The sequence below is a fragment of the Pseudomonas sp. GW821-FHT01C01 genome (assembly GCF_059422645.1).
The window spans coordinates 1-18,943 of sequence record NZ_JBWKXF010000014.1 but is presented as its reverse complement, the minus strand read 5'-3'; the positions used below and the strand labels follow the sequence as shown (position 1 = coordinate 18,943).

Below are 18,943 nucleotides of genomic sequence, written 5' to 3'. Positions count from 1 at the left end.
GCCGCATGCAAATGCGCAACTCGTCACCAGGACTCTAAACGCAACGCCCGGTCTGGCTTTTGTCAGGCCGGGCGTTTGCCGCTTTCAGACCTTGCGGGTTTCACCGTGGGGCAGTAACAGGTAACAAGACATGGCAAAAGAATATAGCCGTACCCAGCGTATCGGCGATCAGATGCAGCGCGAGCTGGCACAACTGATCCGTCGTGAAGTCAAAGACCCGCGCGTCGGCCTGGTCACCATTACCGCAGTGGAAGTCAGCCGTGACGTCGGTCACGCCAAGATCTTCATCACCGTGATGGGGCAGGACAGCGCCGAAGAAATCGCACAAAGCATCAAGGTGCTCAACTCTGCCGCCGGTTTCCTGCGCATGCAGCTGGCCCGTGAGATGAAACTGCGCAGCGTTCCACAGCTGCACTTCCACTACGACGAAAGCGTCGTGCGTGGTGCGCACCTGTCGGCCCTGATCGAGCGCGCAGTGGCTGAAGACAATCAGCATCCGGTTGCGGCAGAAGCCGAAGACACCAAGGAGTAATCGGTGGCTCAGGTCAAACGTATCCGTCGTAACGTCAGCGGCATAATCCTGCTCGACAAGCCGCTGGGGTTCACCTCCAACGCGGCCTTGCAGAAGGTTCGCTGGTTGCTCAATGCCGAAAAGGCAGGTCATACCGGCAGTCTCGATCCCTTGGCCAGCGGCGTGTTGCCGCTGTGCTTTGGCGAGGCCACCAAGTTCTCGCAATATCTGCTCGATTCCGACAAGGGTTATGAAACCCTGGCGCAATTGGGCAAAACCACCACGACGGCGGATGCCGAAGGTGAAGTTTTGCAGGAACGTCCGGTGACCGTTGGTCGCGCCGACATCGAGGCTGTATTGCCGAAATTTCGTGGCCAAATCAGTCAGATACCGCCGATGTACTCGGCACTCAAGCGTGATGGCCAGCCGCTGTACAAGCTGGCTCGTGCTGGCGAAGTAGTGGAGCGCGAACCGCGTTCTGTTACTATTACGCGCTTGGAATTGCTGGCCTTCGAAGGTGATACTGCGCGGCTGGCGGTGGATTGCAGCAAAGGCACCTATATCCGTACCCTGGTGGAGGATATCGGTGAGCAACTCGGTTGTGGCGCTTACGTTGCAGAACTGCGACGTACCCAGGCCGGGCCATTCACCCTGGCGCAGACGGTTACCCTGGAAGAGCTGGAAGCAGTACATGCCGAAGGCGGCAACGAGGCGGTCGATCGCTTCCTGATGCCATCGGACAGCGGCCTGCTCGATTGGCCACTGTTGCAGTTCTCGGAAGCGAGCGCGTTCTACTGGCTCAACGGCCAGCCGGTGCGTGCCCCGGATGCTCCGAAGTTCGGCATGGTGCGGGTACAGGATCACAATGGTCGCTTCATCGGTATCGGTGAAGTGAGCGAAGACGGGCGCATCGCGCCGCGTCGACTGATTCGGTCAGAATGACCGGAACCAGTCTGTGTAACAGCAGGCTGGCGAGGGTGGCTGTCAACAGGCACGGTCACTACTCATTTTTAGATACAGGGATTTGTCCCTGGCCTGTTGAAACTGTTTTTCTGAAACAGTTTCCTGATAAAAGGATTGCCTCATGGCTCTCGACGTTCAAGAAAAAGCTCAAATCGTAGCTGACTACCAGCAAGCTGTTGGTGACACTGGTTCGCCAGAAGTGCAAGTTGCACTGCTGACCGCCAACATCAACAAACTGCAAGGTCACTTCAAGGCCAACGGTAAAGACCACCACTCCCGTCGTGGTCTGATCCGCATGGTTAACCAGCGTCGTAAGCTGCTGGACTACCTGAAAGGCAAGGACGTGAGCCGTTACAGCGCTCTGATCGCTCGCCTGGGTCTGCGTCGCTAATAGCGATTGCGCTAGAGGTTGGTTGTCTGTCGTGCGTCAGCGGGTTTCCCGCCAGCGCATGGCAGGCTTCCAGCCTCAAGTTTTATCTGGATGTCTGCTTTACCTGTGTGAGTGCACCCCGGACAACCGGTCGGGCCGATTCCCGGCGTTGCCCAAGAATTTCGCAAGAAACCAGTTCCCCCAAGAGCCACAAAGAAGGTAGGACACCGTGAACCCGGTAATCAAAAAATTCCAGTTCGGTCAGTCGACCGTTACCCTCGAGACTGGCCGTATCGCCCGTCAGGCCTCCGGCGCAGTATTGGTCACCGTTGACGACGACGTCAGCGTATTGGTGACCGTAGTCGGTGCCAAGCAAGCCGATCCAGGCAAGGGCTTCTTCCCTCTGTCTGTTCACTACCAGGAAAAGACTTACGCTGCCGGTAAGATCCCTGGCGGTTTTTTCAAGCGTGAAGGCCGTCCTTCCGAGAAAGAAACCCTGACTTCCCGACTGATCGACCGTCCGATCCGTCCGCTGTTCCCAGAAGGCTTCATGAACGAAGTGCAGGTTGTCTGCACCGTTGTTTCCACCAGCAAGAAGACCGATCCGGACATCGCCGCGATGATCGGTACCTCGGCTGCCCTGGCCATCTCCGGCATTCCTTTCGATGGCCCGATCGGCGCTGCCCGCGTTGCGTTCCACGAAAGCACCGGCTACCTGCTGAACCCGACTTACGAGCAACAGGCTGCTTCGAGCCTGGACATGGTCGTTGCCGGTACTTCGGACGCTGTGCTGATGGTTGAATCGGAAGCCAAAGAGCTGACCGAAGACCAGATGCTGGGCGCGGTACTGTTTGCTCACGACGAGTTCCAGGTTGTGATCAACGCCGTTAAAGAACTGGCTGCCGAAGCTGCCAAGCCAACCTGGACCTGGGCTCCACAGCCTGAAGCCACCGAACTGCTGGGCGCTATCCGTGCCGAGTTCGGCGAAGCGATCTCCCAGGCTTACACCATCACCGTCAAGGCCGACCGTTACGCTCGCCTGGGCGAGTTGAAGGATCAGGTCGTTGCCAAGCTGTCCGGTGAAGAAGGCCAGCCTTCTTCCAGTGAAGTCAAAGCGGCTTTCGGCGAAATCGAATACCGCACCGTTCGCGAAAACATCGTAAACGGCAAGCCACGTATCGACGGTCGCGACACTCGCACCGTGCGTCCGCTGAACATCGAAGTCGGCGTTCTGCCGAAGACCCACGGTTCGGCACTGTTCACCCGTGGCGAAACCCAGGCCCTGGTAGTCGCGACGCTGGGCACCGCCCGTGACGCACAGCTGCTGGACACCCTGGAAGGCGAGAAAAAAGACCCGTTCATGCTGCACTACAACTTCCCTCCGTTCTCGGTGGGCGAATGTGGTCGCATGGGTGGCGCTGGTCGTCGCGAAATCGGTCACGGCCGTCTGGCCCGTCGTTCGGTTTCGGCCATGCTGCCTGCCGCTGACGTGTTCCCGTACACCATCCGTGTTGTTTCGGAAATCACCGAGTCCAACGGTTCGAGCTCGATGGCTTCCGTTTGCGGTGCTTCCCTGGCCCTGATGGACGCTGGCGTTCCAATGAAGGCTCCGGTTGCCGGTATCGCCATGGGTCTGGTTAAAGAAGGCGAGAAGTTCGCCGTCCTGACCGACATCCTGGGTGACGAAGACCACCTGGGCGACATGGACTTCAAGGTAGCCGGTACCGCCAAAGGCGTCACCGCGCTGCAGATGGACATCAAGATCAAGGGCATCACCGAAGAAATCATGGAGATCGCTCTGGGCCAAGCCCTGGAAGCGCGCCTGAACATCCTCGGTCAGATGAACCAGATCATTGGCCAGTCGCGTACCGAACTGTCGGCCAACGCTCCGACCATGATCGCGATGAAGATCGACACCGACAAAATCCGTGATGTCATCGGTAAAGGCGGCGCGACCATTCGTGCAATCTGTGAAGAGACCAAGGCTTCGATCGACATCGAAGACGACGGTTCGATCAAGATCTTCGGCGAAACCAAGGAAGCGGCTGAAGCAGCACGTCAGCGCGTTCTGGGTATCACCGCTGAAGCCGAAATCGGCAAGATCTACGTCGGTAAGGTTGAGCGCATCGTCGACTTCGGCGCATTCGTCAACATCCTGCCGGGCAAGGACGGTCTGGTTCACATCTCCATGCTGAGCGACGCTCGCGTTGAGAAAGTGACCGACATTCTGAAAGAAGGTCAGGAAGTGGAAGTACTGGTACTGGACGTGGACAACCGCGGCCGTATCAAGCTGTCCATCAAAGACGTGGCAGCAGCCAAGGCTTCGGGCGTTTAATTACCCCCGCGCTAACCGCTGAACAACAAAACGCCCCGACTGGTTCGGGGCGTTTTGCTGTGTGCAGGAAAAAACTGAGCGTGAAATTTGTTGTGGCGAGGGCGCTTGTTCCCGCCGGGTTGCGAAGCGACCCCGCTGTTTTACGACTGCTGCGCAGCCGAGCGGGAGTAAGCTCCCTCGCCACAAGTTGCTGGAGTCGAAACTCAGTGCTAGTTTTAGCCCACCGCCCGTGTAGCTCAGCCGGTAGAGCAGCGCACTCGTAACGCGAAGGTCGCAGGTTCGATTCCTGTCTCGGGCACCATATCCCCCCTCGGTTATTTCACCTTTCTGCTCAGCTCCTCGACGGTACGCTTGAGGTTATCGAGTTCGCGCTCCTGCTCGGCCACCGTGCGCTTGAGTTCGTCGATTTCCTTGCTGCTGGAGCTTGAGCTGGAACCGCTGTTGCGCTTGAACTCTTCGATCTGCCGCGTCTGATTGTCGATCGTGTCCTGCATTTTTTTCAGATCGTCGAGGCTGTAATCGCTTCTGACGAGTACGTCTTTGCCGTATTCATTGTGAATGACCGTGATTTTGTCGCCGGAGGACGTATAACCGCTACTCAATTCAATACTGGCCAGTGCGGTTGCCGGCAGCGCCAGGGCCCCCAGCAAGGTTGTCATCACCGTCGCGGACAGAACAGACGAAAACTTCGAAAAGCTGCGCATCACCGAGATTCCTTGTGAAGTGCCGATATGGCACATCGCTATGACTTCGGCGTTCAATTTATGTTCCCAAGGCCCGTTGGTTCTCGTGTACACCGCTTTTTGTGGGAATGATGTAAAGAGCCATGTAAATCCCCAGCCAAACGTCCTATATTCGGAGCCTGCCTGAGCACCGCCCAGCAGTTTTCAGATGATCCAGAATGGTTCTGAAGGCCAGATGAACCGGGTTTAAGCCGGTTTTTGTGTCAGAGAGATCCTTGAAGATCCAGATCCATCTTCCATTCCCAGATCAGCGAGAACGCCATGACCGTTAAAGAATTGACCCAAGAAGCCCGACACGAAGAAGCGCTGAAGAAATACGTGCTGGATGCCCCCGAGCTGATGGACGAGATCAAGGACTTGAGTCCCGATGATCAGAAAGACCAGATCCAGTGGGCGTTCGAGGACGAGGCGGAGGCCCAGGGCTTGCAGCCGTGGGAACTGACGCTCAAGTACACCTCAACGCCGGAGGAGTACGAGGCAGAACGCCTGAAGCTGCACAAAGAAGCGGCCGAGGTGTTGGGCGTCGAGTGGGAAGAGTACTGCGAGATGAACAATTTGGTGGTCTGACACTCATGTAGGAGCGAGCTTGCTCGCGATGGTCGTTAACGATAACGCGTGTTTACTGGTTAAACATGGCGCTCTCAGGTACATCGCGAGCAAGCTCGCTCCTACAGTTTTGGCAACTCACATCCGTGTGATCAGAGACTCAGGCGCATCGACAGATCGACCGCCTTCACATCCTTGGTCATCGCACCGATCGAAATGTAATCCACCCCGGTCTGTGCAATCGGCAGCAACGTGCTTTCGTTGATCCCGCCGCTGGCTTCCAGTTTGGCCTTGCCAGCATTCAGGCGCACGGCTTCGCGCATGTCGTCCAGGCTCAGTTCATCGAGCATGATGATGTCGGCACCGGCCGCCAGCGCTTCTTTCAGTTCCTCCAGGTTTTCCACTTCAATCTCGACCGGTTTGCCCGGGGCGATCTTGTGCGCGGCGGCGATGGCCTGCGCGATGCCACCACTGGCGGCAATGTGGTTTTCCTTGATCAGGAAGGCGTCATACAGGCCGATGCGGTGGTTGTGGCAACCGCCGCAGGTCACGGCGTACTTCTGCGCCAGGCGCAGCCCTGGCAAGGTTTTACGGGTGTCGAGAAGCTTGACCTGAGTCTCGGCGACGAAGTCCGCCAGGTATTGTGCGCGAGTCGCCACGCCGGAGAGCAATTGCAGGAAGTTCAGGGCACTGCGTTCACCGGTCAGCAGTGAGCGCGCCGGGCCTTCGAGGTGGAACAGCACCTGATTGGGCGCAACCCGTTCACCGTCGGCAACCTGCCAGTGCACCGCCACCCGTGGGTCCAGTTGCCGAAACACGGTATCCACCCAGGCGGTGCCGCTGATGACGGCGGCATCGCGGGTAATGATGGTGGCTTTGGCCAGGCGTTCGGCCGGGATCAACTGCGCGGTGATGTCGCCGCTGCCAATGTCTTCGCGCAACGCACGGCGCACGTTGGCTTCGATTTCGGCGGTCAGATCGGCGAGATGTAGGTTCGGCATAACGGACTCCACAAACAAAGTGGTCCGATTATAGGGCCATGTCAGCGACCAACCCAAGGCATCAGCGCGTTACGTTGGTGCTGGTGCCTGCATTTGGTCGAGTCCCTGACGTTGTCGGCGTTGGCCGTCGATTCCGAACAGGTGCCTGTTTGAGATCGCCAACCTCCAGTGCCTCAAACGCGGCAAGTGATCGCGTCCCGGGGGATTATCGCGGCATACTGTGCCAACACAGTCGACGTTGAAGGAATCTGTATGCAGTTGGACCCCGCGAGCGGTTGGATTCAGGGTGTGCATGTCTGCCCTTCACCCAACTTCAATGCGCGCCCCACAGGCGAAATTTCCCTGTTGGTCATCCACAACATCAGCCTGCCGCCGGCGCAGTTCGCCACCGGCAAGGTGCAGGAGTTTTTCCAGAATCGCCTGGATGTCACCGAACATCCCTATTTTGCAGGGATCGCGGACTTGCGGGTGTCCGCGCACTTTCTGATCGAGCGTGATGGTACCGTCACCCAGTTTGTTTCATGCCTTGAGCGTGCGTGGCATGCGGGTGTCTCGAGTTTCGAGGGACGGGAAACCTGTAACGATTTTTCCGTGGGCATCGAACTGGAAGGCACGGATGATCTGCCGTTCACCGATGCGCAATACAGCGCGTTGACAGCCCTGACCCGCCAGCTGCAGCAGGCGTTCACGGCGATCACCACAGAGCGCATCTGCGGGCACAGCGACATTGCACCCGGGCGCAAAACCGATCCGGGGCCGGCATTCGACTGGGCACGCTATCGTGCAGCTCTGGCACAAGAGGAAGGGCAATGAGTTTTCTGGTATTGCTATTGGCGGTGTGGATAGAAAAGTTCTCGGCCCTGCGCCATCGGGTTCAACGGGACGGCGGCTGGATACAGAAGCTGCACAAGCTTGAAGCCAGCCCGCGACTTTCGGGTCGGCCATGGCTGGTGTTGTCGGTAATGGTCTTGTTGCCGGTGGCGTTGCTGGGTTTGCTGCTGGTGGTCATCGAACCGGTGGCCTACGGGTTGCTGGCGCTGCCGATCCATTTGCTGGTGGTGATTTACAGCCTCGGACGCGGTGATCTGTTGGGCGATCTCGGGCCGTTCCGCGATGCCTGGCGCCGTGAGGACCTGCAAGCCGCGGCCCTTGTCGCCAAGCGCGATCTGGATATTTGCGCCGACAGTGGCGAGCAGCTGCTGGAACAGGTCGAAGGGCATTTGCTGTGGGAGGCCTACCAGAGTTTTTTCGCGGTTATTTTCTGGTACTTCCTGCTGGGACCGGTCGCGGCGCTGAGTTATCGGCTGCTGGCACTGGCCGAAGAGCACGGGAAAAACCCTGCGGTGGTCGAGCGCGCCGGGCAACTGCGTCACGCCTTCGACTGGGTGCCGGTGCGCCTGCTGGCGGCGAGCCTGGCGTTGGTCGGCAATTTTGTCGCGGTCAGCCGGGTCATGTTGCATGAACTGCTGAACTGGAACATCAGCGCCGCGCAACTGATCGTGAAAGTCGGGCTGGTGGCCGGTGAAATTCCGGCGCCGGTGGCGGGCGCAGAAGGTATCAACAACCTGGACCGCATCTGGGAACTGCTGCTGCGTGCCGCGGTGCTCTGGTATGCCGGGTTTGCGTTGTGGACGGTCCTGCATTAGGGCGGCAGTCAGAGCCGTTGTGGTGAGGGAGCAAGCTCCCTCGCCACAGGGCGATCACTTGCCTGAAGTGCTTCGCCCTGTCGTTAACCTTAAGTTACAAAACCTCCTGCCGATTTAAGTTATACAGAGATAGCGCCGAATAGTGGCTATCTGCTGTCAGTCTGCGCCTGCCAATAAAAAAAATAAGAAATCGAAGGGAGACATCCAGTGAAGAGCTTGCTCTATCCCGCTGTCGCGCTGATGAACCGCCTGAGTTTCGGCATGAAGTTCAGTCTGATCAGCGTACTGTTCCTGGTGCCGATGCTGGTGACCAACTTTTATCTGGTGCGCGACTCCTATCGCGAATTCCAGGGCACGCGCATCGAACTGCAGAGCCTGGATCTGTTGGGCAGCAGCCTGGCGTTACGGCGCGATCTGGAAACCCTGAACAACCTGGTGCAGATCAATGTCAGCCTCGGCCAGTCCGGCAAGGCCGGCAATGTCGAGTCGAAAATCAGCGCGCTTGAGCAGAATATTCTGACTCGCTTGCAAGGGCTGACGGCGATGACCAGCGACCCGGAACAGGTCGCGGTGTTTGATGGCAAGCGCGATGAGATGATCTCCGCGTTCAAGGCCCAGCAAACGGAAAACTCCCTGCAAAGCAAAAGTGCCCTGATCGGCAAGCTGGTGGGCAGCGCGCAGATTTTCAGCCAGCTCATCACCAGCCAGTCCGGCCTCAGTCGCGACAACCAGAGCGACATGCGCCAGTTGAGCGAACTCGTCACCCTCGTCACACCACGGGTCACCCAGATTCTGGGCGAAGGTCGGGCAATGGGGTCTTACTCGTTGGGGCAGGGTTTCATCAACTCGGCTTCGAGTACCCGTTTCGATGAATTGCTGGCGCAGATTGAAAAGCTCCAGGCCGAATATGGCCTGAAGTTGCAGGACGCCTTGGGTTCCAGCAAAGCCGCCCGCGATACCCTGGCCGCTCAGGCCGATAGCAGCCGGGCATCCTTGAAGAAAGCCAGCGAGATGTTCGAAGAACAAGTGGTCATGGCCGATACCCTCGATGCGCCGTGGCAGGGCTTTTACGATCAGGTCAGCGCCCTGATGGATCAGACTTACCAACTCAACGAGGCGGTCCTGAAGTATCTCGGCCCGCAATTGCAGCAGCGGCTTGAGCAGAATCGCACGCACATGGTCTTGCAGGCCGTGGCGTTGTCAGTCGTATTTGTGTTGATCTTTTATCTCTACGGCGCTTTCTATGCTTCGACCCGCACCACGCTCAAGCGCCTTGGGGCGGTGATGGACAAGGTGGCGGCCGGCGACATGACCGTGACCTTCAGCGCCCACAGCCGCGATGAGCTGGGGGAGTTGGGCGAGGTGTTCAACGGTACGGTGAAAAAAATCCATGACCTGATCGAGCGGGTGGGGCAGACCGTCAGCGAAGTCGAGCGTCAGGCCGGGCAAGTGGAGAACGTTTCCGCGCAAAGCAACCAGGCCGTCGCCGGGCAGCGCACGCAGATCGAACAAGTGGCCACGGCCATGAACCAGATGTCGGCCACTTCCCAGGAAGTCGCGCGCAGTGCCGCCGCGGCGGTAAGCAGTGCCCACAGTGTCAACGATGAGACCATCAGTGGTCGCAGTCTGGTGGAGTCTCAGCAAGGCAGCATTGCCGCGCTGGCCAGCGAGATCGATCAATCGGTGCTGGTGATCAATCAACTGGCCAGCGACAGCCAGTCCATCAGCCGCGTTCTGGAAGTGATCAAGAGTATCGCCGAGCAGACTAACCTGCTGGCACTCAATGCCGCTATCGAAGCAGCCCGGGCCGGTGAACAGGGGCGTGGTTTTGCGGTGGTAGCCGATGAAGTCCGGACCCTGGCCAAGCGTACCCAGCAATCGACCGAAGAAATCGAGCAGATGATCGCCAAGCTCCATGGCGGTGTCGGCGCGGCGGTCAAGGCCATGGGCACCAGCCATGAAATGGCCAGCGGCACGGTGGGGCAGTCGGAAAAGGTCCAGCGGGCGCTGGAAAACATTCTGGGGGCGGTTGGCATGATCGTCGACCAGAACCAGCAGATTGCCGCCGCGGTGGAGCAGCAAACTGCCGTGGCCCACGACATCGACCAGAACATCGTCGAGATCAATCGCGCCGGCGAGCGTACCGCTGAAGGTGCACATCAGACCGAAGATGCCAGTCGGGCGTTGTCGGCCCAGGTCGTGGAGTTGAAGCAGTTGATCAGTGCATTCCGGGTTTGAATGTCTCCTCGGGACCCAGTGGGAGCGGGCTTGCCCGCGAAGACGGCGGCACATCCAACATTAATGTGACTGAACGATCGCTTTCGCGGGCAAGCCCGCTCCCACAGGTTGTGGTGTACTGTCGGAAAGTTTCGTAATACTTTATCCCTTTCCGCGTGGGAGCCCTCCTGATTCCCATCGTTTGCTGGATTTTGGATTTCAATCAAGGAAGAGTGACGCGGCTTATTTCATGGAGGAACTTGGTTATGTCTGTTGCAACAACAGGAGTTCAGGGGTGCTGTGCGCATTGTCAGCGCACATTGCTGCTTCAACCCTGGCAACTCAATGCCATTGCGATAAATGAAGCGTTTGCCTGTGCCCACTGCCAGAAACACGTTCAGTTACGTTGTCCGGAGCAGTTCAAGCGCTTCAAGTCGCTCGATTCTTTTTCGCTGTTGCGCGCCAGCCTGCGGTTGATGGTCTGCACCGCGTTGCTGGTGGCGTTGGTGATGGAGTGGCTGGGAATGCTCAGCGTCATCGAACAGCTGAATGTTTCGCTGATCGCCATATTCGTGTACTTCGCGGTGGTCCGTTATTTCCGCCGATGCCAGCACCTGACGCTGATCCTGGAAGCCGCCAGGGCTCACGCCGACTGATTACCAGCCGAACACTGCGCAGCTGTTGGCGGTGCTGGCAGCCGCCAGTTGTTCCGGGCTGATCGCCATCCGTTGCGCCAGTGCCTCGCAGATCGCCGGCAAGTGTGCCGGGCTGTTGCGCTGGCCTGGAAACATGGCCGGGGCCATGTCCGGCGAGTCGGTTTCCAGTACCACCGACTCCAGCGGCAGTTCGCCGATCACGCGGTGCATGCGCAGTGCCTGCGGCCAGGTCGGGGCGCCGCCAAGGCCGAGCTTGAAGCCGAGCTTGATGTATTCCCGCGCCTCTTCCTGGCTGCCGGCGAAGGCGTGGATGATGCCGGCCCGTTTCAGGCGAAACCGTTTGAGCGTGGCAATCACCGCCGCATGGCTACGTCGCACATGGATCAATGCCGGAAGATCGAAATCCGCCGCCAGCTGCAATTGCGCATCGAACAATGCCTGCTGGCGGTCGCGGTCCAGGGTTTCGATGAAGTAATCCAGGCCGATCTCGCCTACCGCACACAGTTGCCGATGGCCTGCCAGGCGTGTCAGCCAGTCACCGAGTTGGCTCAGGTGTTGCGGGCGATGATCGTCCAGGTACACCGGATGCAAACCGAACGCAGCGTGCAGGTCGGGGTCACTCTGCACCAGCTCCCAGACCCGCTGCCAATTGGCCTGATAAACTCCCAGCACCACGATCCGTCGCACCCCGAGGGCGCGGCTTTCGGCCAGCAGCGCCTGACGATCGGCGTCGAAGTCCGGAAAATCCAGATGGGTGTGGGTGTCGATCAGTTCCACGGTTCAATCCTGGAGAATACGCTGCTTGAACGTCCGTGCGATGGCTTGCACGCCGGGCCGGTAATCCGATTGCTCGATGGCCGCCAGGGCCAGTGCGAGGGCCTTGTCGGCGATCAACTGGTGTTGTTGGGCCATGGCATTGACCGGCAGCGGCAGGAAGTCCAGCAACTGGGTGTCGCCGAACGTGCCGAGGCGCAATGGGCGGTTTTTCAGCGGGAAGTCATGCAGCGCATCGAACACGCCCTGAAGCAGCACGTAGGATGTGGTCACCAGGGCATCGGGCAAATGGCCCAGGCGCAGCAGCAACTCTTCCATCAATTGTTTACCGCACTCGCGGCTGAAGGACTCACCTTCTTCGATCAGCACCTCACCATTGAATCCGGCGAGGGCCTCTTTGAAGCCTGCGGTACGTTCCCGGCTGATGCTCAGCTCCGGGCGGGCGCCGATCAGCGCGATCTGCCTGGGCAGCGGCTCCAGCAGGCTGCGGGTCAGCTGCAGGCTGGCCTCGCGGTCGTCGCTGATCACCGAGCAGAAGTGCTCGGGTTCCATGACCCGGTCGATGGCGATGATCGGAATGCCCTTGGCCTGCAATTGGCGATAGCTGTCGTCGCCGGCCGGCAGGCAGCTGGCAACGATCAGCGCGTCGCAGCGCCGGGCGCGGAACAGTTGCAGCAATTGCCGTTCGCTGTCCGGTGCATCGTCGGAGCTGGCGATCAGCAACTGATAACCCCGGGCCCGCGCGCCTTGCTCCAGCAATTTGGCGATGCGTGCGTAACTGGGGTTTTCCAGATCCGGCAGAATGAACCCCAACGTGCGCGTGTGTCGGCTGCGCAAACCGGCGGCTTGTGGGTTAGGCGTGAAGCCATGTTGTTCGACGACCGCACGCACGCGTTCGACGGTGGCGCTGCTGATGCGCTGCTGTTCGGCCTTGCCATTGATGACATAGCTGGCGGTGGTGACGGACACACCGGCCAACTGGGCGATATCACTGAGTTTCAACCCGCTGTTTCCTTGTTTTTTCGAGGTTGCCTCGACATTTTCGTCAATCCTAACCGATTCAGGCAGGCGACCATTGTCGTAACGCATCCGACAAGTTGGGCTTCAAGGATGGGACATTATCGAGTAACGTGCCAATCGATCTAGATTAAACGTTTCAGCAAGCGTATTTTCTACGTTATAGGCGCCTTTGGCCGGTTCTGCCGTGAAACCGCCAAAAGCGATGACCAAGCGCCTGAGCTGATTCATTCAAAACAATACCTGGTGCCCCAAGGCGCCAAAAAGGAGAAAGCATGCTCGAGCTCACTGTAGAGCAGATTTCCATGGGCCAGTCGGCTGTGGACAAGTCCGCAGCGCTGCAATTGCTGGCCCGGCATCTGGTCGTTGACGGCCTGGTTGCCGAGGGCTATCTCGCCGGTTTGCAGGCACGGGAAGCCCAGGGCTCGACCTTTCTCGGTCAAGGTATTGCCATCCCCCACGGTACGCCCGAAACCCGCGATCAAGTGTTCACCACCGGTGTACGCCTGATGCAGTTCCCTGATGGCGTGGACTGGGGCGACGGGCATGTCGTTTACCTGGCGATCGGTATCGCCGCCAAATCCGATGAACATCTGCGCCTGTTGCAATTGCTGACCCGCGCCCTCGGCGAGACTGACCTGGGCCAGGCCCTGCGCCGCGCCGGTTCCGCCGAAGCCTTGCTGAAGTTGCTGCAAGGCGCGCCGCAGGAACTGGCGCTGGATGCGCAGATGATCGGCCTCGGTGTGGCGGCCGAAGATTTCGAGGAGCTGGTCTGGCGCGGCGCGCGTTTGTTGCGGCAGGCCGAATGCGTGAGCAACGGTTTCTCCGCTGTGCTGCAGCAGGTTGAAGCGCTGCCCCTGGGCGATGGCCTGTGGTGGCTGCACAGCGAGCAGACGGTGAAGCGTCCGGGCCTGGCCTTCGTCACCCCGGACAAACCGCTGCGTTACCTCGGCCAACCCCTTAATGGACTGTTCTGCCTGGCCAGCCTCGGTGAGGCCCATCAAGCCCTGCTCGAACGCCTGTGCGCGTTGTTGATCGAAGGGCGTGGCCATGAATTGGGGCGCGCCACCAGCAGCCGCAAAGTCCTCGAAGTGCTCGGTGGTGAAGTGCCCGCCGACTGGCCCAGCGCACGAATTGCGTTGGCCAATGCCCACGGTTTGCATGCGCGCCCGGCGAAAATCCTCGCGCAACTGGCAAAAAGTTTTGAAGGCGAAATCCGCGTGCGCATTGTCGATGGCCACGACAGTGCGGTGTCGGTGAAGAGCTTGAGCAAGTTGCTCAGCCTCGGTGCCCGTCGCGGGCAGGTACTGGAAATCATCGCCGAGCCGGGCATTGCGGCTGATGCGTTGCCGGCCTTGTTGGCAGCCATCGAAGAAGGTCTCGGAGAAGAAGTCGAACCGCTGCCGCCAGTCAGCCAGGCACGCGAAGTCGTTGCCGATATGGCCGAAGTGATCCTCGCCCCGAAATCGGGCAGCGTGGTCCAGGCGATTGCCGCCGCACCGGGCATCGCCATCGGTCCGGCGCATATTCAAGTCCTGCAAACCATTGATTACCCGTTGCGCGGTGAGTCCGCCGCCATCGAGCGTGAACGTCTCCAGCACGCGCTGGCGCAGGTGCGCCGAGACATCCAGGGCTTGATCGAGCGCAGCAAAAGCAAAGCCATTCGCGAAATTTTCATTACCCACCAAGAGATGCTCGACGACCCGGAGCTGACCGATGAGGTCGACACGCGCCTAAAGCAGGGCGAAAGCGCCGAGGCAGCGTGGATGGCCGTGATTGAAGCGGCGGCCCGGCAGCAGGAAGCGTTGCAGGATGCCTTGCTCGCCGAGCGCGCTGCCGACTTGCGCGACATCGGGCGTCGGGTACTGATGCAACTCAGTGGCATCGAAACCCCGAGCGAACCGGATCAACCGTACATTCTGGTGATGGACGAGGTCGGCCCGTCCGACGTCGCACGTCTCGATCCGGCGCGCGTGGCGGGGATTCTCACCGCCCGTGGTGGCGCTACCGCGCACAGTGCGATTGTCGCCCGGGCCCTGGGCATTCCGGCACTGGTCGGCGCCGGCCCCGGCGTGTTGCTGTTGGCGCCGGGGACGCCGTTGCTGCTCGATGGTCAGCGTGGTCGTCTGCATGTGGACGCTGACGCGGCGACCTTGCAGCGCGCCAGTGCCGAACGCGATACCCGTGAGCAACGCTTGAAGGCCGCCGCCGAGCAGCGTCATCAACCGGCATTGACCCGCGATGGCCACGCCGTCGAAGTGTTCGCCAACATTGGTGAAAGCGCCGGTGTGGCTGGCGCGGTGGAGCAGGGCGCGGAAGGCATCGGCCTGTTGCGCACCGAACTGATTTTCATGGCCCACCCGCAAGCGCCCGACGAGGCGACTCAGGAAGTCGAGTACCGTCGCGTCCTCGACGGTCTGGCCGGGCGGCCGCTGGTGGTGCGCACCCTCGATGTCGGTGGCGACAAACCGCTGCCGTACTGGCCGATTGCGCAGGAAGAAAACCCGTTCCTCGGCGTGCGCGGCATTCGCCTGACCTTGCAGCGCCCGCAGATCATGGAAGCGCAACTGCGCGCCTTGCTGCGGGCCGCCGACAACCGTCCGCTGCGGATCATGTTCCCGATGGTCGGCAGCGTTGATGAATGGCGCCAGGCCCGTGACATGACCGAACGTCTGCGCCTGGAAATCCCGGTTGCCGACCTGCAACTGGGGATTATGATCGAAGTGCCGTCGGCGGCATTGTTGGCGCCGGTGCTGGCCAAAGAAGTCGACTTTTTCAGCGTCGGTACCAACGACCTGACGCAATACACCCTGGCCATCGACCGTGGCCATCCGACGCTGTCGGCCCAGGCCGATGGTTTGCACCCGGCGGTGCTGCAACTGATCGACATCACCGTGCGCGCGGCCCATGCCCACGGCAAATGGGTCGGTGTGTGCGGTGAGCTGGCGGCCGACCCGCTGGCGGTGCCGGTGCTGGTCGGCCTCGGGGTGGACGAGCTCAGCGTTGGGGCGCGCAGCATTGCCGAGGTCAAGGCGCGGATTCGCGAACTGGGCTTCACTCAGACTCAAACCCTTGCCCGACAGGCCCTGGCCGTGGGCAGCGCCAATGAAGTGCGCGCACTAGTGGAGGCCCTGTAATGGCCCGGATTCTCACCCTGACCCTCAACCCGGCGCTGGACCTGACCGTGCAGTTGCCGCGCCTTGAAGCCGGCCAGGTCAACCGCAGCGACGTGATGCACACCCACGCCGCCGGCAAAGGCGTGAACGTGGCGCAAGTGCTGGCGGACCTCGGGCATCAGTTGACCGTCAGTGGATTTCTTGGCGAAGACAACCTGCAAGCGTTCGAAACGCTGTTCGCCAAACGCGGTTTTGTCGATGCCTTCATCCGCGTTCCCGGGGAAACCCGCAGCAACATCAAACTGGCGGAAAGCGACGGCCGCATCACCGACATCAACGGGCCGGGGCCGCAGGTCAGCGAAGCGGCGCAGCAGGCATTGCTGGATCGACTGGAGCAGATTGCCCCTGGGCACGATGCGGTGGTTGTCGCCGGAAGCTTGCCGTTGGGCGTCAGCGCGCAGTGGTTGCAGGCGTTGATTTTGCGCTTGAAGCAACTGGGGCTGAACGTCGCCCTCGACACCAGCGGCGATGCATTGCGTGCTGCGCTGAAAGCGGGACCCTGGCTGATCAAACCCAACACTGAAGAGCTGGCCGAGGTGCTGGACAGCGAGGTCGTGTCGGTCAGTGCCCAAGCCAAGGCGGCGGAGCGTTTGCACGCCCAGGGCATTGAGCATGTGGTGATTTCCCATGGTGCCGAGGGTGTGAACTGGTTCAGCGTCGGCTCGGCGCTGCATGCCACGCCACCCAAGGTCAGCGTCGCCAGCACCGTGGGCGCGGGGGATTCTTTACTGGCGGGGATGCTCCACGGTTTGCTCAGCGCCGATACGCCAGAGCAGACCTTGCGCACCGCCACGGCGATTGCTGCGATGGCAGTGACCCAGATCGGTTTCGGCATTGGCGATGCAGCGCAGCTGGCGCAGCTCGAACGGGGTGTCCGCGTGCGTCCCCTGACAGAACAATAAGAGGGTTTGTCATGAAGTTAGCCATCATTACGGCCTGCCCGAACGGCATGGTCACCAGTGTGCTGTGTGCCAGGCTGCTCGATGCTGCGGCCCAGCGTCAGGGCTGGAGCACCAGTGTTGAAGTCACCGATGCCGCGCATCCCGAAAAGCAACTGTCGGCGGCCACCCTCGAAGCGGCTGAGTGGGTGTTGCTGGTGACCAGTGCGCCGGTGGACATGTCGCGGTTTGTCGGCAAGCGGGTGTTCCAGAGTACCCCGGCCCAGGCCCTGCAGGACGTGGAAGCGGTGCTGCGGCGCGGTGCGCAGGAAGCGCAGGTTTACATCGCTTGCGAAGCTGTCATCGAGCCAATTGCGGTTGCCCAAAACACGCCGCGACTGGTGGCCGTCACCGCATGCCCGACGGGCGTAGCTCACACGTTCATGGCCGCCGAAGCCTTGCAGCAAGCGGCCAAGCGTCTGGGCTATGACCTGCAAGTGGAAACCCAGGGCTCGGTCGGCGCGCGCAATCCATTGAGCGCGCAAGCCATTGCCGAGGCCGATGTAGTGCTGCTGGCGGCCGATATCGAAGTCGCCACCGAGCGTTTCGCCGGCAAGAAAATCTATCGTTGTGGCACCGGCATTGCCCTCAAGCAAGCCGAAGCGACCTTGAACAAAGCCTTGGCCGAAGGCCAGCAGGAAAGCGCATCGAGCGCTGCCACGACAACCGCGAAACAGGAGAAGACGGGCGTCTATAAACACCTGCTGACTGGTGTGTCGTTCATGTTGCCGATGGTGGTGGCCGGCGGCTTGATGATCGCCTTGTCGTTCGTGTTCGGCATTACCGCATTCAAGGAACAGGGCACGCTGGCGGCGGCGTTGATGCAGATTGGCGGCGATAGCGCATTCAAGCTGATGGTGCCGTTGCTGGCAGGCTATATCGCCTATTCCATCGCCGACCGTCCGGGCCTCGCGCCGGGGATGATCGGCGGTCTGTTGGCGAGCACCCTGGGCGCCGGTTTCATTGGCGGGATCATCGCCGGTTTCATCGCCGGTTATACGGCCCGGGCGATCAATAAATATGCGCGTTTACCACAGAGCCTGGAGGCGCTTAAACCGATCCTGATCATCCCGTTGCTGGCGAGTCTGTTCACCGGTCTGGTTATGATCTACGTGGTCGGCAAACCGGTCGCCGGCATGCTCGCCGGCCTCACGCATTTCCTCGACAGCATGGGCACCACCAACGCGATTCTGCTGGGTGTGTTGCTGGGCGGCATGATGTGCGTCGACCTCGGCGGACCGATCAACAAAGCCGCCTATGCGTTTTCGGTCGGGTTGCTGGCATCGCAGAGTTACGCACCGATGGCGGCGACCATGGCCGCCGGCATGGTGCCGCCGATTGGGCTGGGCATCGCCACGTTCATTGCCCGACGCAAGTTCGCCCAGGCCGAACGCGAAGCCGGTAAAGCAGCGCTGGTGCTGGGGCTGTGTTTCATCTCCGAAGGGGCGATTCCGTTTGCGGCGAAAGATCCGTTGCGGGTGATCCCGGCGAGCATTGCCGGCGGTGCGCTGACTGGTGCGTTGTCGATGTATTTCGGCTGCAAGTTGATGGCGCCCCACGGTGGGTTGTTCGTGCTGGCGATCCCGAATGCGATCAACCATGCGCTGCTGTATCTGCTGGCGATTGTGGCGGGGAGTCTGTTGACAGCGGTGGCGTATGCGCTGGTCAAGCGGCAGGAAGATGTGGAGTTGGCACTGGAGCCGGCCAAGGCCTAGATCAAAAGATCGCAGCCAGCACCCACATATGAAATGCGATCCCTTGTAGCAGCTGGCGAAGCCTGCGTTCGGCTGCGTAGCAGTCGTAAAATCAGAGTTCGCAGCACGTCAGAGAGATCGTGCAAGCCGGATTCACGACTGCTGCGCAGCCGAACGCAGCCTTCGGCAGCTGCTACAAGGAAGGCGTAGCGAGTTCGCCTGGCTGATCGGCATTATGCCATTGCCGGCAATGCCGATCAGTTAAGCCACAACGCAATCTGTAGCAGCTGGCGAAGCCTGCGTTCGGCTGCGTAGCAGTCGTAAAATCAGAGTTCGCAGCACGTCAGAGAGATCGT

At 60.3% G+C, this 18,943-nt stretch carries 16 protein-coding genes and 1 tRNA gene; 13 read left to right on the top strand and 4 right to left on the bottom strand.

Annotated features, from left to right (window positions below; translation table 11 throughout):
- The first annotated feature begins 130 nt into the window (after positions 1-130).
- The 5 genes from rbfA to AC07XF_RS11740 all read left to right on the top strand — a co-directional run bounded on the left by rbfA (position 131) and on the right by AC07XF_RS11740 (position 4,480).
- Complete coding sequence (gene rbfA, locus AC07XF_RS11760; RefSeq protein ID WP_007973108.1) at positions 131-532, top strand: 30S ribosome-binding factor RbfA; 402 nt, start codon at positions 131-133, stop codon at positions 530-532.
- A gap of 3 nt (positions 533-535) precedes the next feature.
- Entirely contained in the window at positions 536-1,453 is a 918-nt protein-coding gene (gene truB / locus AC07XF_RS11755) for a tRNA pseudouridine(55) synthase TruB (protein WP_008018780.1), read from the top strand.
- 142 nt (positions 1,454-1,595) lie between these two features.
- Complete coding sequence (gene rpsO, locus AC07XF_RS11750) at positions 1,596-1,865, top strand: 30S ribosomal protein S15 (RefSeq protein WP_011332409.1); 270 nt, start codon at positions 1,596-1,598, stop codon at positions 1,863-1,865.
- A 208-nt stretch (positions 1,866-2,073) separates the two neighbouring features.
- Positions 2,074-4,179 (top strand): polyribonucleotide nucleotidyltransferase, encoded by a 2,106-nt coding sequence (gene pnp / locus AC07XF_RS11745; RefSeq protein WP_103394099.1) that lies wholly within the window; start codon positions 2,074-2,076, stop codon positions 4,177-4,179.
- Between the two features lie 225 nt (positions 4,180-4,404).
- Positions 4,405-4,480: transfer RNA gene (locus tag AC07XF_RS11740), tRNA-Thr, on the top strand.
- A 13-nt stretch (positions 4,481-4,493) separates the two neighbouring features.
- On the opposite strand, the gene AC07XF_RS11735 is transcribed toward AC07XF_RS11740, so the two are convergent.
- A complete protein-coding gene (locus AC07XF_RS11735) occupies positions 4,494-4,940 on the bottom strand; it encodes a hypothetical protein (RefSeq protein WP_495026624.1) in 447 nt (148 codons plus the stop codon).
- Positions 4,941-5,183: 243 nt separating this feature from the next.
- Between AC07XF_RS11735 and AC07XF_RS11730 the strand changes: the two genes are divergently transcribed.
- Complete coding sequence (locus AC07XF_RS11730; RefSeq protein WP_495026623.1) at positions 5,184-5,489, top strand: DUF6388 family protein; 306 nt, start codon at positions 5,184-5,186, stop codon at positions 5,487-5,489.
- A gap of 131 nt (positions 5,490-5,620) precedes the next feature.
- On the opposite strand, the gene nadC is transcribed toward AC07XF_RS11730, so the two are convergent.
- On the bottom strand, positions 5,621-6,469 hold the full coding sequence (gene nadC / locus AC07XF_RS11725; protein WP_495026622.1) for a carboxylating nicotinate-nucleotide diphosphorylase: 849 nt from the start codon (positions 6,467-6,469) through the stop codon (positions 5,621-5,623).
- A gap of 252 nt (positions 6,470-6,721) precedes the next feature.
- Between nadC and ampD the strand changes: the two genes are divergently transcribed.
- From ampD to AC07XF_RS11705, 4 genes are all read left to right on the top strand, one after another.
- Complete coding sequence (ampD, locus tag AC07XF_RS11720; protein WP_495026621.1) at positions 6,722-7,282, top strand: 1,6-anhydro-N-acetylmuramyl-L-alanine amidase AmpD; 561 nt, start codon at positions 6,722-6,724, stop codon at positions 7,280-7,282.
- Positions 7,279-8,115, top strand: a complete 837-nt coding sequence (gene ampE, locus AC07XF_RS11715) for a regulatory signaling modulator protein AmpE (RefSeq protein WP_495026620.1) — start codon at positions 7,279-7,281, stop codon at positions 8,113-8,115. Before ampD ends, ampE begins: the two co-directional genes overlap by 4 nt.
- A gap of 207 nt (positions 8,116-8,322) precedes the next feature.
- Positions 8,323-10,353 carry a methyl-accepting chemotaxis protein gene (locus AC07XF_RS11710; RefSeq protein WP_495026619.1) on the top strand — a complete coding sequence of 677 codons (2,031 nt, stop codon included), beginning with the start codon at positions 8,323-8,325 and terminating at the stop codon, positions 10,351-10,353.
- A 245-nt stretch (positions 10,354-10,598) separates the two neighbouring features.
- Positions 10,599-10,988 carry a hypothetical protein gene (locus AC07XF_RS11705; RefSeq protein WP_495026618.1) on the top strand — a complete coding sequence of 130 codons (390 nt, stop codon included), beginning with the start codon at positions 10,599-10,601 and terminating at the stop codon, positions 10,986-10,988.
- Here AC07XF_RS11705 and AC07XF_RS11700 read toward each other — a convergent pair whose 3' ends face one another.
- Both AC07XF_RS11700 and cra read right to left on the bottom strand, forming a co-directional pair.
- Positions 10,989-11,765 carry a TatD family hydrolase gene (locus tag AC07XF_RS11700; protein WP_495026617.1) on the bottom strand — a complete coding sequence of 259 codons (777 nt, stop codon included), beginning with the start codon at positions 11,763-11,765 and terminating at the stop codon, positions 10,989-10,991.
- A gap of 3 nt (positions 11,766-11,768) precedes the next feature.
- Positions 11,769-12,764 carry a catabolite repressor/activator gene (gene cra, locus AC07XF_RS11695; RefSeq protein ID WP_204929159.1) on the bottom strand — a complete coding sequence of 332 codons (996 nt, stop codon included), beginning with the start codon at positions 12,762-12,764 and terminating at the stop codon, positions 11,769-11,771.
- 290 nt (positions 12,765-13,054) lie between these two features.
- Here cra and ptsP point away from each other — a divergent pair, with 290 nt between their 5' ends.
- From ptsP to AC07XF_RS11680, 3 genes are read left to right on the top strand one after another with little or no spacing between them, the layout of a single operon-like run.
- The gene (gene ptsP / locus AC07XF_RS11690) at positions 13,055-15,916 is read left to right on the top strand and encodes a phosphoenolpyruvate--protein phosphotransferase (protein WP_495026616.1); all 2,862 of its coding nucleotides are present in this window, start codon (positions 13,055-13,057) and stop codon (positions 15,914-15,916) included.
- A complete protein-coding gene (pfkB, locus tag AC07XF_RS11685) occupies positions 15,916-16,857 on the top strand; it encodes a 1-phosphofructokinase (RefSeq protein WP_495026615.1) in 942 nt (313 codons plus the stop codon). The genes ptsP and pfkB overlap by 1 nt, the downstream gene beginning before the upstream one ends.
- Before the next feature lie 11 nt (positions 16,858-16,868).
- Positions 16,869-18,608: a PTS fructose-like transporter subunit IIB gene (locus AC07XF_RS11680; protein WP_495026614.1), complete on the top strand. Its 1,740-nt coding sequence runs from the start codon at positions 16,869-16,871 to the stop codon at positions 18,606-18,608.
- Positions 18,609-18,943 lie beyond the last annotated feature (335 nt).